This window comes from Desulfofustis glycolicus DSM 9705 (assembly GCF_900130015.1).
Taxonomy (GTDB): domain Bacteria; phylum Desulfobacterota; class Desulfobulbia; order Desulfobulbales; family Desulfocapsaceae; genus Desulfofustis; species Desulfofustis glycolicus.
Genome location: NZ_FQXS01000030.1, coordinates 36,749 through 50,964 on the forward strand (window position 1 = coordinate 36,749; position 14,216 = coordinate 50,964).

Consider the following 14,216-nt stretch of genomic DNA (forward strand, 5'->3'; position numbering starts at 1 on the left):
ACCACTGTGGCGCCAATCCGGGCGCGATCTTCGGGGGCGGTCGTCGAGTGGGGTGAGAGGTATCGGCACATGGTCTTTGTTCCGGCTATTCAGCAGCGGCCGAGTTGGATGGATCGCTGCACCGCGGCTTCGACGGCGTCCATGACAATGCCGTGGAAGCCGTTTTTGGCCAGGACATGGAGCCCGCTGATCGCGGTCCCTCCCGGCGAACAGACCCGGCCACGCAGCACGGCCGGATGTTCACCCGTCGCCTGTACGAGGCGGGCCGCGCCGAGTACGGTCTGGACGGCCAGTTCGGCAGCTGCCTGATGGCTGAATCCGGATTTGATCCCGCCGTCGATCAGGGCCTCGATAAAGGCGAAGACGTAAGCCGGTCCCGAGCCGCTCAGGCCGGTTACCGCGTCCATCTGCTTCTCTTCGACGATCGAAGTGCTGCCGACCGTACCGAAGAGCGATGCGGCAAAGGCGAGGTCTTCCTTGCCGACCTGATCGTTGCGGGCCAGGGCCGATGCTCCCTCCTGGACCAGGGCCGGAATGTTGGGCATGACCCGGACCACCGGCACCATCTTGCCAAGGATGGCGGCATAAAAGGAAAGGGAAAGGCCGGCGGCGATGGAGATGACGAGCTGGTCGGTCAGTACCGGTTTGAGATCATGCAGGACATCGGCCATGATCTGCGGTTTGACCGCCAGAATGACGACCTGGGCGCGCGGTACTGCCGTGGAGACGGAGACGGTGGTCGAGACCTGAAAGGCGGTTTCGAGATGGGTTCGCCTGGCAGCGCTCGGTTCGACTACCTCGAATTGTTCGGCGGTATATTCACCGGATTGCAGAAGTCCTTTCAGTAGGGCTTCGGCCATTTGACCGCCGCCGACAAATACGATCGTTTTTGCCATTGTTCTGTCCTTTCCCATGCTTTTTGAAGAATTATGCATTAGAATTATCAATCTAACATGTTGGCCGATTTTGGTCCAGACAATGTGTCTGCATCAATCGGTGTTGTTTCAGGATCAGCGCGGGGATCGATCGCCCGCCTGTACGATAAGAGGAAAGAGATGATTAACAAGGAGTTATTGGATATTCTGGCCTGTCCGCAGTGCAAGGGCCCGGTCAAGCTCCAGGCCGATGAGAGCGGCCTGGTCTGTGAGCCGTGCGGCCTGCTCTATGAAATCATCGATGACATTCCGGTCATGTTGATCGACAAAGCGAAGCGGCTTGGGGGTCATGAGCGCCCGGCGTGAGCAAACCGCCGGTGGAGGGAATCGACCGTCTCACTGATACGGGAGAGCGGAGATGAAATCATCTGAAGACCTGGAACAGATCTGGCGCCGCTTGATGGAGCAGTACGTCGTCGAGCAGGACCATAGCCGGAGCGACTATTTCGGCTTGATCAAGGAGCTGTTGGCGCTGCGTGATCGTTTCGGTGATGAGGTGTCGCCACGGATCGAATCGGTGTACCGTCTCGTTCTGGACGAAATCGTCACCAGCACGGCACCGCCGCGCTCCCCGATTTCCTTCGGCACATCCGGCTGGCGCGGCCAGCTCGGTAAGGATATTACCGTCGCTTCGGTGCGCTGCGTCACCGAGGCGATCATCGCCATGTACCGCAGGCTCGACGAGGACAACTCGTTGGCCCCGCATCTTGGCGTCGATTCCTACGCCGATGCCTGCCGGCACGGGTGCCTGGTCGGTTATGACAACCGTTTTGCCGGAGAGACGCTCGGCCGGGCGGTAGCCGATGCCCTGATGGCTCACGGCTTCAACGTCTATTTCTGCGGAGAAACGACGACCGGAGTGCTGTCGGCGACCCTACTCCGGTTGCAGGCCGCGTTCTCGGTCAACCTGACGCCGTCTCACAATCCTCTCGAATACGGCGGCTACAAATACAACGCCGCCGACGGTGGTCCGGCTGCGGCCGAGTTGACCCGGTTGATCACGAGCAATGCCCGGGAGCTGGTCTCCCGGCCGACCTCGGAGACGGCGGAAGCCTCCACGCCGCGGGGTGCGTGTCAGTCAATCGATTCTTTATCTCTGTGGCAGCAGCTGGTGGACAGCCAGGCTGCGGTACATCGTATCGAGTACCGCAAGCTGCTCGATCGCGCTGCGGCCCATGACAACCTCGTTATTGCCGTCGATGCGGTACACGGGGCGAGCCGGCTGCACATCGAGCGTCTCCTCGGTCCGGCCGCGAACCATTTGCAGCTGTTGCGCGGCACCGCCGATGTTACGTTCGGCGGGATCGCCCCGGAACCGTCATCGGCCAATCTGCAGACTGTCAATGGTGTGCTTGCGGACAACTCGGCCCGCTTGAAGATCGGTGCTATTATTGATCCGGACGGTGACCGAATCCGTTTCACCGACGGTACCACCGAGATCGGTATGAATCAGTTCGGAGCACTGGCCTACTTCTTCCTGCACGAACAGAAGGGGCTGAGCGGGATGGTGGCGAAAACGGTGGCTACCTCGAACCTGGTCAATGCGGTTGCCAGAGGACTCGGTGAGCAGGTCTTCGAGACCAGGGTCGGCTTCAAGGAGTTCAAGTCGGTGATCGGCAAGGCGCTTGTCTGTTTTGAGGAGTCCGACGGTATTTCCATCATTGGCCATACGCCGGAAAAAGATGCCTATATCGGCCTGTTGCTGGCCCTCGACATGGTACTCGAGAGCGGGCGAAATCTCGGCGAGATGCTCCGGGAACTCGAGGCGCGTTACGGGGCATTTTATCCGGACCGGGATAGTGTCGCCGTCAGCCGGAGCGGCGCTGAACTTGATCGGACCCTGGCTGAGCTCGCGAGATACCGGGTTGGCGGCAGCGTTGTTGTCGGAGATGAGGAAAAGACGATCCGGGAGGTCATCGACATCGATGGTCGAAAAATAATTTTTGAAGACGATTCCTGGTTGATGATCAGACCGTCAGGCACCGAACCGAAGGTGCGTTTTTATGTCGAATCCCGAACACCGGACGGAGCCGGTTTTCTGGTGGCGACCGCCCGGCGGATGCTCGACGAACTCGGCCTGTTGTGATACACCGCCAGGAAAATCGCCTGGTTCCGGCGGGCACCGCAGGGTGACGGTGCCGCTGTCGGTGATATGATTGACACCCGTCATGATGAATACGGGGCGTTCGGCCCCGACGAACACCAGATCCAGGAGCTACATCCATGTGGGACTATACAGATACGGTCACTGAGCACTTTCAAAACCCTCGTAATGTCGGCGAGATCGAAAACGCCGACGGTGTCGGCGACGTCGGTTCGCTGGCTTGCGGTGATGCTTTGAAGCTGACGTTGAAAATCGAAAACGATCGGATCGTCGATGCTAAATTCAAAACCTTCGGCTGTGCCAGCGCAATAGCCTCTTCATCGGCGTTGACCGAAATGATCAAGGGGATGAGTATTGCCGAGGCCGAAAAGATCACCAATGAGGACATCGCCAACTTCCTCGGCGGTCTGCCCAAGGAAAAAATGCATTGTTCGGTCATGGGGCGAGAAGCGCTCGAGGCCGCCCTGGCAGACTTTCGCGGCGTGGCTCTGCCGAAGGCTGAAGGTGAGGTGGTCTGCGAATGCTTCGGCGTCACCGACCTGGAGGTCGTACGGGCCATCAAAGAGTCGCATCTGCGCTCGGTGGAAGAGATCACCAATTTTACCAAGGCCGGCGGTGGTTGCGGTAAGTGCGAGGGGCGCCTGCAGGAGTTGCTCAACAAGACGGTCTCCGAAGGGCTCAGGGTGGTCCCATTGAAGAAGTCGCGCCAGCGCATGACCACGCTGCAGAAGATAAAAAAAATCGAGGACGTGCTTGAACGGGAAATCAGGCCGGGTCTCCGTATGGACGGCGGCGATATCGAACTGATCGATGTGGACGGCGATTTCGTGACAGTCTCCCTGCGGGGGCAATGCACGAGCTGTTTCAAGTCACAGACGACCATCAAGGAATTCGTCGAGAAGAAGCTCCGGGAACAGGTGCTTGATTCTCTGGTAGTGGAGGAGGACAAATGAAGGAGCAACAGGACCAGGTGATCTATCTCGATAACAACGCGACCACCCGGGTAGCGCCGGAAGTGCTTGATGCGATGATGCCGTACCTGACCGATCTCTACGGTAATCCGTCCAGCATGCATACGTTCGGCGGACAGGTCGGCGGGGCCTTGAAACAGGCCCGGAGCCAGGTGGCGGACTTTATCGGCTGTGATCCGGAGGAGGTCATCTTCACCAGCTGCGGCACCGAGAGTGATTCCACCGCGATCCTTTCGGCCCTGAGGGCCGCGCCGGAGAGACGACATATCGTAACGACCCGGGTCGAGCACCCGGCGGTGAAAAACCTCTGTGAGAATATCGGCTCGATGACCGGCACCAAATACCGGGTGACCATGCTCAAAGTCGACGAGGACGGCATGGTCGACATGAACGATTATCTCGAGTCGCTGACCGAGGATACCGCCGTTGTCAGCATCATGTGGGCCAACAACGAGACCGGCGTTATTCTGCCGGTAGAGGAAATGGCTCGACTGGCCAAAGAACGCGGCATCCCTTTCCATACCGATGCCGTGCAGGCCGCCGGAAAGATCCCGATCGACCTGGCGTCACTCGACATCGACTACTTGTCGATGTCCGGTCACAAGCTGCATGCCCCGAAGGGAGTCGGCATCCTCTACGTCCGCCGGGGAACGCCCTTCGCACCGTTTTTGGCGGGCGGTCACCAGGAGCATGGTCGCCGTGCCGGCACCGAAAATGTTGCCTCGATTGTCGGTCTTGGTCGGGCCTGCCAATTGGCGCAGGAAAAGATGGTGGAAGAAAACAGCCGGGTCAAGGCGCTGCGCGATAAGCTGGAGGCCGGACTGCTTGCGTCGATTCCGCGCGCGCTGCTGAACGGGCATCGGCTGCAGCGGCTGCCGAATACGACTAACATCAGTTTTGAATATGTCGAAGGAGAGTCGATCCTGCTGCATATGAATCGCCATCGGATCTGTGCGTCGTCCGGTTCCGCCTGCACTTCCGGCTCGCTCGAACCGTCCCACGTACTGCGGGCAATGGGCGTGCCGTTCACCGCCGCACACGGCTCGATCCGTTTTTCCCTGAGCGTGTATAACACGGAGCAGGAGATCGATTTCGTTCTCGAGAAAATGCCGCAGATTATTGGCCAACTCAGAGAAATGTCGCCGTTCTGGCCGGGAGAGTGACATGCTCATCGTTGAACCCAGCTATCAGATACAAGATGAACTGGATCAGGCCTCGCTCGTCGTTCGGCTGGAGGCCTGTGGCCGCATTTGCTACAAGAGTGAGGAGCTGATCAGTTCCAATTCGGCCTTGCCTTTCGTGAAAAAGATCGCTGCCCACGGGCACAATTCGGTTCTGGAGATGGCGGTCGTGACGCTGCTGCTGAACGGTGATCTGGAACCGGAGTCGCTCTATGCGTTACAGCCGAAATACCTGGTGATCGATCCCTACCAGGACGGCCTGCTGGTTACCGGTTCGGTACGTGCTTTCCGTGAATGCGCCGGCCATGCCTCGCGCAGCCGTTTGGTTGCGGCCATGGTCGGGTTTCTCGCCGGTCGTCACCCCTATCTTTTTGAAGGAGTTGCCGATTCGGCCAAAACTTCGGCTGACACCGGCGGCATCAGCGTTGAAAAAATGGCGCTGCCGGCTGTGGAGCAGCTGCCCGGACCCTTGCTGCTGCGGCACCGCTATGTTGGCGTCAAGTTTATTGTCAATCGGGCGGTGACCCATGAGCTGGTTCGCCATCGCCCCTGTTCTTTTCTGCAGGAGAGCCAGCGTTATTGCCGCTACAGCCAGGACAAGTTCGGCAATCAGGTCAGCTTCATCAAGCCGATGTTTTTCAACCAAGATTCGGCTGAATATAAACTCTGGCTGCGGGCCATGGAGCAGACGGAGCAAATCTATCTGCAGCTGTTGGCGACGAGCACGCCGCAGGCCGCCCGAACCGTCCTGCCCAACTCCTGCAAGACGGAGATCATCACCTATTGCAATCTCGCCCAGTGGCGGCATATATTCAGCTTGCGTACGATCCCGGCGGCGGAACCGTCGATGCGGGAGATCATGATTCCGTTAGCGGCGGAGTTGCAGCGTCGCTATCCTGTTTTGCAGCACGTGTAGTTCTTTTCGGGGGAGTCGGGTGTGCCGGGCAACGGCCCGTTCGGATGAGTGCGCCGACGAGCTGCCGTCCCGGCCGCTGAGGATAACCCCTTGACATGGCAGGCTGAACGGATATAAGGTTCATCTGTCAGGCCGTTCCTGAGGTGCGTCATCAACTCTAACTACATGGTGAAAGGGAGGTAATCAATGGTGCTTGATCCGACAAAACACGCAGATTGGGAAATCGCGCAGGAAGCGGAAACCAGAATGAAGACGGTGTACCAGATCGGGGAGGAACTTGGCCTGGAAAAAGAGGAATTGCTGCCGTACGGACACTATGTTGCAAAGCTCGATTATCGCAGGATTCTCGATCGGCTCGGCGACAAATCTGACGGCAAGTATGTCGACGTGACCGCCATCACCCCGACCCCGCTCGGCGAAGGGAAATCGACCTCGGCCATGGGATTGGTCCAAGGGCTCGGCAAGCGCAACAAATCGGTCATTGGCGCCATTCGTCAGCCGTCGGGTGGTCCGACCATGAATATCAAGGGCTCTGCTGCCGGTGGCGGGCTTGCCCAGTGTATCCCGCTCAATGAGTTTTCTCTCGGGTTGACCGGGGATATCAATGCCATCATGAACGCCCACAATCTCGGGATGGTGGCTCTGACCTCCCGGATGCAGCATGAGGCCAACTATACTGACGAACAATTGGCCCAGCGCAACCTGAAGCGACTCGACATCCACCCGAAAAAAGTCGAGTTTCGCTGGATTATCGATTTCTGCGCGCAGGCGCTGCGTAACATCACCATCGGTATCGGCGGCAAGGCCGACGGATTTACGATGCAGTCCAGTTTCGGTATTGCCGTTTCTTCCGAAATCATGGCAATTCTCGCGGTGGCGACCGACCTGGCGGATATGCGCCGGCGGATCAGCAAGATCGTCGTCGCTTATGACAAGCAGGATCGCCCCATTACCACCGCCGATCTCGAAGTAGACGGCGCGATGACCGCCTGGATGGTCCAGGCCATCAACCCGAACCTGATGCAGACCCTGGAAGGGCAGCCGGTTCTCGTTCATGCCGGGCCGTTTGCCAATATCGCCATCGGCCAGTCGTCGGTCATTGCCGACCGAGTTGGCCTGAAACTGGCCGACTACAACGTGACCGAGTCCGGTTTCGGCGCCGATATCGGTTTCGAGAAATTCTGGAATCTCAAATGTCGCTATTCCGGCAACAAGCCCAATTGCGCAGTGATCGTCGCCACCATCAGGGCGCTCAAGTGTCACGGCGGCGCACCGATCCCGGTCCCCGGCAAGCCGATGCCGGCGGAATACAAAAACGAAAATGTCGGCTGGGTCGAGGCGGGTACGCAGAACCTGCTCCACCATATTGAAACGGTCAAGAAGGCCGGTATCAATCCGGTGGTCTGTATCAATGCCTTTTATACCGATACCGACAACGAGATCAAGGCGGTACGCCGACTCTGTGAAGCGGCCGGCGCTCGAGTGGCTCTGTCGCGGCACTGGGAAAAGGGCGGCGACGGAGCCGTCGAGTTTGCCGACGCGGTCATCGATGCCTGTGAAGAGCCCAACGACTTCAAGTTTCTCTATGACCTGGATACGCCGCTGGATAAACGCATCGAACTGATTGCCAAAGAGGTCTACGGTGCCGACGGAGTGACCTACTCGGCTGACGCGGCGGCGAAATTGAAACGTCTGTCCGCCGATCCCGACATGGCTACCATGGGTACCTGCATGGTCAAGACCCATCTGTCCCTGTCCCATGATCCGAAGGTGAAAGGCGTGCCGAAAGGGTGGACGCTGCCGGTCGGTGATATCCTAACGTATAAAGGAGCGGGTTTCGTCGTCCCGGTAGCCGGCACGATCAGTCTGATGCCTGGAACCGGATCCGATCCGGCTTATCGCCGGGTCGATGTTGACCTTGAATCGGGGCGGGTTACCGGCGTCTTCTAGGACGCAGAAAATGATATATTTGGCCGTGCAGGTGTTGTATACTCGGAATGAGTCTTGTTATTGATCCAATTTCAACGGATATAACGTTTTATGGCAACATCTGCATCGAGCACAACCCGTAAATCCTCAATAAAAAAGACGGTCAAGGATCAGTCGGGTGCCGGAAAAATAAAGCTTGGCGAGCTGATGAGCAAGTCAGGCTATATCACCGCCACCCAGTTTGAGACCGCCAAACGTGAAGTCCAGAAGAACGGCGCCCGGATGGGCGCCGTTCTTCGTCAGCTCGAATATATCGACGAAGACACTGTTTTTAATTTTCTCAGCCGGCACCATAACTATCCGGCTGCGGTTATTAGAAATGAGCCGCCCAGTCCGGAAGCGATCAAGCTGATCCCCTACGACCTTGCCAAAAAATATATGGCCTTCCCGCTGCGTATGGCGGGCAACACCCTGCAGGTCACCATGGCTGAACCGTCCGATGCATCGGCGGTCGAAGAATTGCAGGATGAGTTGGGTAAAGAACTTTCCGTGTGCGTTTCAACGGAGAGAGATATCGTCGAGGCCTACAGGAAATATTACGAGATCGATGATGAGGAGGCGAAAAGCTTCTTCGTCGGCGAGGAAGCGCACGACGAGATCTCTATTACCGAAGTCGACGACTTCGGTGCCATCGTTGCCGAGGCCGCCGACACGTTCGAGATTGAGACCGGTGACGACGACGCCGGGCTCGATCAATTCGCTGCGTCCGATGCGCCGATCATCAAGCTGGTTAACGGTATTCTGGTCAAGGCGGTTCAGGAGGGCGTCTCCGATATCCATATCGAGCCGTACGAGCGCAGTATGCAGGTCCGGTATCGCAAGGACGGTTCCCTCTATAAATCGATGAACCTGCCGCTGACCATTAAAAATGCGATGGTCGCCCGGGTCAAGATTCTTTCGGGACTTGATATTACCGAGAGGCGTATTCCCCAGGATGGGCGCATCAAGATGCGCATGGGCAAGAACCGGTCGGTGGATTTTCGTGTCTCGTCGCTACCAACATTGTTTGGTGAATCGGTGGTTCTGCGTATCCTCGATAAGAGTTCGCTCAATGTCGACCTGACCCAGCTTGGTTTCGAAAAGAAGACCTTTGAGATGCTCAAGCGCTGTCTATCCCGGCCGCAGGGATTGCTGCTGGTAACCGGGCCGACCGGTTCGGGCAAGACGGTAACGCTCTATTCGGCATTGAACTCGCTGAACAGTGAGGATATCAAAATTCTGACGGCCGAGGATCCAGTCGAGTTCAACTTTAAAGGCATCAACCAGGTCAACGTCCATCAGGAAGTGGGAATGACCTTTCCCGCCGCGCTGAAGGCATTCCTGCGTCAGGACCCCGATATCATCATGGTCGGTGAGATCCGCGATTACGAAACAGCTGAAATCGCCATCAAAGCGGCGATGACCGGCCATCTGGTCTTCTCGACGCTGCATACCAACGACAGTGCCGCCACCATCGGGCGTCTCGTCGATATCGGGGTGCCGCCGTACATGATCGCTTCTTCGGTTACCATGGTCCTGTCGCAGCGGCTTGGCCGGCGTCTGTGTCAGAAGTGTAAAAAAGTGGTGGAGCATGACCCCGGCGAGTTGATTCGGGCCGGTTTTCGCGAGGAGGATCTTGAAGGCCTGACGGTGTACGGCCCTGCCGGTTGCCCCGATTGCAACGGACTCGGATACCGGGGACGGGTCGGTTTCTTCGAATTGATGGAGGTAACCGAGGATGTCGCCAAGGCCATCAGCGCCGAGGTCCCCGAAGATCAGCTGCGCAAAATCGCAGTCCAGGAAGGAATGACTCCGTTGCGCCAGGCGGCGCTCCACAAAGTGCAACAGGGGATCACCAGTATCGAAGAGGCGCTGCGGCGCACGGTTGCCCACGAGGAGAGTCTCCCCGCCTATCTGGTCAATCCCGATGTTGAAGAGTACGAAGACGGTGATGTCATTATCCGTGAGGGCAACAGGGATATCGATTTTTTCAAGTTGATCAGGGGGGCACTGACCGTCGTCAAGGGTGGCAAGAAGATAGCCGAGTTGACCGAGCCTGGGGAATATTTCGGCGAAATGGCCACCATCTCCGGCGAGCAGCGTACCGCATCGATTATCTCCCAGGGACGCAGCACGGTAAAACGGTTTCCGGGAGATAAACTGGACGAAATCATACATAAATATCCCGATGTGTCGTCGCACCTTTTTGCCACGATGACCAGCCGGCTTCTCAAATCAAATCAGATTATCGTCAAACTGGCAGGAGGCGGTCAACGAAAACCTCCTCCGGGACCTCCGCAACGGCCGAACGGTCATTGACTTGCTGATCAGTATCGCTTGTTGTGCCACTGGCGTGGCACAGTCCTGCCAAAACCTCATTATCGTCGCCAAACGGCGGACCCATGGAGAAACTGCATATTGCATTGTTTCGTGACGGGCGTCCGGGACACATGAAACAATCCAGGGGCATCGCCAACGCTTTGCACCGTTATGCCGAGATCTCCGTCGATGAGATTGATGTCGTCCGCCGATCATTGCTTGGTGACGCAGTTGCTCTCGTCGGCTATTTTCTTTGTCGGCCCAGTCCCCACCAGACGGCGGCAGGGTATGACCTGGTGCTCGGCGCAGGTTCGCGGACCCATCTGCCGATGTTGAACTGGGCGAGAACCTATCGGGCTCGAGCCGTAGTCTGTATGACTCCGCCGTGGCCGTTGCGAAGTCGGTTCAACCTGTGTTGTTCGCCGATCCATGATCGCGTGCGACCGGCCGACAATCTGTTTCTAACGATCGGTCCTCCAAACACGGCAACGGCGGGAGACAAGCAGTGTCGCGATACCGGACTATTCTGCATCGGAGGTGCCGATAGCGCTTCCCACATTTGGGATGAGCAGCGGATCATTACGGATCTTACCTGCATTATTGAAAAATCAGCAATGCGGTCTTGGGTCATGACGAGTTCGCCCCGGACCCCCGCGAGCACCGAGTCGCGTTGCGCCAAACTGGCGGCAGAATTTCCGCACGTCACATTCGTTCCGTTTGCGCAAACCGAACCGGGATGGATTGAACAACAGTATCAGCAGCATGGCACCGTCTGGATCACCGCTGATTCCATTTCCATGGTTTATGAGGCCCTGTCGGCCGGCTGTCGGGTGGGAATTGTGCCGGTTCGCTGGAAAAAGAAAGACGGCAAGTTCGCCTATAGTGAGCGGTATCTGGTAGACAAAAAACTGGTGGTCTCTTTGGCGAGCTGGCTCGCCAATCCCGACCAATGGCAAGAACATGAACCGCTCAACGAAGCGGATCGCTGCGCGAGGGAAATTGTCAAGCGATGGTGGCCAAGCAGCTTACGGTAGTTCAAGTCGTTCCGGAGATGGATGAAGGCGGCGTTGAAGGAGAAACCCTTGATTTCGCCATCTATCTGGCCAGAGAAGGGCACCGATCGGTGGTGATCTCGGGAGGCGGGCGCTTGGTCCGGCAACTCGAGCAAAATGGGGTAAACCACGTCTATTGGAAGGATATCGGTACCAAGAGTGCTCGCTGCCTGAAATATATCTCCCGACTGCGTGCCTTTCTTATTGATCAACGGGTTGATGTCCTCCACCTCAGATCTCGGTTGCCGGCCTGGATCGGCTATTTTGCCTGGAGAGGCATGAACCGTTCGACTCGCCCGGCGTTGGTCACCAGCTTTCACGGTTTCTATTCGGTGAATGCCTATTCGACCATCATGACCAGAGGCGAACGGGTCATTGCGGTTTCCGACACGATCAGAGAACACATCCTGAGCAACTATCAGCTTGACCCGCAACGGATCGAATTGATTTACGGCGGCTATGATCCGGCCGTGTTTGATCCGGACAGTGTTTCGGCGCAGCGGGTGGCGGTGCTGAAAAAGAGTTGGGGCATCGAACGGCAGACCGGCCCGGTGATCATGTTGCCGGGCCGGATTACCAGTTGGAAAGGACAGGATGTCTTTGTCGAGGCACTTGCCAAAATTAAAGAACTTCCTTTTTGTGCCTTGTGTGTCGGCGATACCGATGAAAACCAGTCGTTCACCAAACGGCTGAGGGACTCGATCGAAAGTCACGGGCTTGAAGACAAGGTCAGATTGGTCGGGCATTGCGACGACATGCCTGCAGCACTGCTTGTCTCCGATCTGGTCGTGTCTGCTTCGTCTAGCCAGCCCGAGGCTTTTGGCAAAGTAGCCATCGAGGCCATGGCCATGGGCCGGCCGGTTATTGCCACCAGACATGGCGGCAGTCTGGAGACGGTGCGGGAAAATGAGACCGGGTGGTTTGTCGAACCGGCCGATGCCGACGATTTGGCAACCTGTCTTCGCCGGGTGTTGACGGCTCAAGAGATGCTTGCCGAGACCGGGGCCAGGGGACAGCACTGGGTGCAGAACCATTTTACCGCCCGCTGCATGTGTGAGAGGACCATCGACTGTTATCGCCGGTTGCTGGAGGAGAAGCGCAAACGGCGCACCGGCGAGATCCTGTCCGTCGTGCAGATGTTGCCCGAGCTGGACAGTGGCGGGGTGGAGCGGGGGACGCTGGAAATCGGCCGTTATCTTGCCGGTCGGCAGCATCGATCTTTCGTTATCTCCGGCGGGGGACGGCTGGTGGAGCAGCTGGAGGCCGAAGGGAGTCGCCATGTCGATTGGCAGGTGGGAGCGAAAAGCCCGCTGACGTTGAAATATGTTCTGCCGCTGCGTCGACTGCTGAAAAACGAGCAGATTGACATCCTGCACCTGCGCTCCAGGATGCCCGCCTGGGTCGGCTACATTGCCTGGAAATCGCTGCCTAAAAAATATCGTCCGACGCTGGTGACCACCTTTCACGGGTTTTACTCGGTCAATCGCTACAGCGCTATTATGACCAAGGGCGAGGGTATCATCGCAATTTCCAAAAGTATCGAACGACACATCAGGGAGGCCTACGGAGTCCGCCACGGCATCAAATTGATCTTTCGCGGTGTCGACAAGGAGATTTTCGATTCTGCCGCCATTGATCCATCCAGGGTCGAACAGCTGCGAACCGCCTGGAACATCGACAGCAGCAGACCGTTGATCATCCTGCCGGGCCGTCTGACCAGGCTGAAGGGACAGGACGTTTTCATCCGGGCCTTGGCCCAGATGAGGAATACCGGCTACCAGGCACTGCTAATCGGTGACATCAAAGACAATCCGAAATTCACCGAGGAATTGATTGCGCTGATCGGTGAGTATCAACTCGCCGATCGCTTATCATTGGCCGGTTATTGTGACGACATGCCGGCGGCGCTGATGCTCGCCGATATCGTTGTTTCGGCTTCCTCGAACGAGCCGGAAGCCTTCGGTCGCACGACCATTGAGGCCATGGCAATGGGCAAGGCCGTCGTAGCGACCGCCCATGGCGGCAGTCTGGAGACCGTTACGCCAGGTCATACCGGCTGGCTGGTCAGGCCGGGAGATGCCGCAGACTTGGCCCGGGCCCTTGACGAGGCACTGCAAGCCGCCGAGCGACGGGCCGCATTCGGACGAGCCGGACGCGAGCTGGTCAACCGCACTTTCACCATGAAAAAGATGTGCGAAGAAACCGAAGCCCTCTACCGAGAACTCGTCGATGCCAAACGACGAGTTCATGCCGATCGGACAGAGGTGCAGGAGGCCGAGTTCAACTGATGGTGGGACAGGTTTTAACTTGTCCCACCGACTTGCTACGGCAGATTAGGGATTAACTGAAGGAATTGTGATTTAAACTGGTAGTTCAAAATTGCATGGTTTTTATGTCTGGTTGTTTTGCTTCGTATTCGATTATCAAGATTTACAGGAACTATACGTAACATATCCTGTTTTTTCTATTGATATAGATGTGTTAGTTGCTCATATATTGTGCTCTTTTGGTCCTCGCGTCAAGGTCTTTCTGACCAGAGGCCCATCAGGAACTAGTTCCTGATGGGCGGAACCTCTGCGGCCAGAGTATCGTCGTTTTGTGTCTCCAGCCGTTCCATAACCCGGTAGTAATCATGCTGGGTTTTTAGGTTAGACAGTCGGCTGTAGCGCATGGTCAGTTCTATTTCTGAGTGGCCCAGCAACTCCTGGATCGTAACGATATCAGCGCCGCCATTGAGCAGTTGCGTTGCCATTGTATGGCGAAGGCGGTG

General features: G+C 57.2%; 11 protein-coding genes. 9 read left to right on the forward strand and 2 right to left on the reverse strand.

What is annotated here, in order from left to right; all coding sequences use genetic code 11:
• Positions 1 to 89: 89 nt before the first annotated feature.
• Positions 90 to 896 carry a pyrroline-5-carboxylate reductase gene (gene proC, locus BUC26_RS18695; protein WP_244155904.1) on the reverse strand — a complete coding sequence of 269 codons (807 nt, stop codon included), beginning with the start codon at positions 894 to 896 and terminating at the stop codon, positions 90 to 92.
• A 159-nt stretch (positions 897 to 1,055) separates the two neighbouring features.
• Here proC and BUC26_RS18700 point away from each other — a divergent pair, with 159 nt between their 5' ends.
• The 9 genes from BUC26_RS18700 (at position 1,056) to BUC26_RS24230 (ending at position 13,734) form a co-directional block, all read left to right on the forward strand.
• The gene (locus BUC26_RS18700; protein WP_073378521.1) at positions 1,056 to 1,241 is read left to right on the forward strand and encodes a Trm112 family protein; all 186 of its coding nucleotides are present in this window, start codon (positions 1,056 to 1,058) and stop codon (positions 1,239 to 1,241) included.
• 52 nt (positions 1,242 to 1,293) lie between these two features.
• A complete protein-coding gene (locus BUC26_RS18705) occupies positions 1,294 to 3,021 on the forward strand; it encodes a phosphohexomutase domain-containing protein (protein ID WP_073378523.1) in 1,728 nt (575 codons plus the stop codon).
• Between the two features lie 137 nt (positions 3,022 to 3,158).
• Positions 3,159 to 3,992, forward strand: coding sequence for a Fe-S cluster assembly protein NifU (gene nifU / locus BUC26_RS18710; protein WP_073378525.1), 834 nt, complete (start codon positions 3,159 to 3,161; stop codon positions 3,990 to 3,992).
• Positions 3,989 to 5,173: a cysteine desulfurase NifS gene (nifS, locus tag BUC26_RS18715; RefSeq protein ID WP_073378527.1), complete on the forward strand. Its 1,185-nt coding sequence runs from the start codon at positions 3,989 to 3,991 to the stop codon at positions 5,171 to 5,173. Before nifU ends, nifS begins: the two co-directional genes overlap by 4 nt.
• Before the next feature lies 1 nt (position 5,174).
• On the forward strand, positions 5,175 to 6,107 hold the full coding sequence (locus BUC26_RS18720; protein ID WP_073378529.1) for an FAD-dependent thymidylate synthase: 933 nt from the start codon (positions 5,175 to 5,177) through the stop codon (positions 6,105 to 6,107).
• Positions 6,108 to 6,293: 186 nt separating this feature from the next.
• The gene (locus BUC26_RS18725; protein WP_073378531.1) at positions 6,294 to 8,057 is read left to right on the forward strand and encodes a formate--tetrahydrofolate ligase; all 1,764 of its coding nucleotides are present in this window, start codon (positions 6,294 to 6,296) and stop codon (positions 8,055 to 8,057) included.
• A 90-nt stretch (positions 8,058 to 8,147) separates the two neighbouring features.
• A complete protein-coding gene (gene pilB / locus BUC26_RS18730) occupies positions 8,148 to 10,394 on the forward strand; it encodes a type IV-A pilus assembly ATPase PilB (RefSeq protein WP_073378533.1) in 2,247 nt (748 codons plus the stop codon).
• Positions 10,395 to 10,477: 83 nt separating this feature from the next.
• On the forward strand, positions 10,478 to 11,428 hold the full coding sequence (locus BUC26_RS18735) for an ELM1/GtrOC1 family putative glycosyltransferase (protein ID WP_073378535.1): 951 nt from the start codon (positions 10,478 to 10,480) through the stop codon (positions 11,426 to 11,428).
• Positions 11,404 to 13,734 carry a glycosyltransferase family 4 protein gene (locus BUC26_RS24230; RefSeq protein WP_244155905.1) on the forward strand — a complete coding sequence of 777 codons (2,331 nt, stop codon included), beginning with the start codon at positions 11,404 to 11,406 and terminating at the stop codon, positions 13,732 to 13,734. The genes BUC26_RS18735 and BUC26_RS24230 overlap by 25 nt, the downstream gene beginning before the upstream one ends.
• A gap of 263 nt (positions 13,735 to 13,997) precedes the next feature.
• Here the strand turns inward: BUC26_RS24230 and BUC26_RS18755 are convergent.
• The coding region (locus tag BUC26_RS18755) for a tyrosine-type recombinase/integrase (protein WP_153307093.1) at positions 13,998 to 14,216 on the reverse strand (219 nt) is incomplete at its 5' end.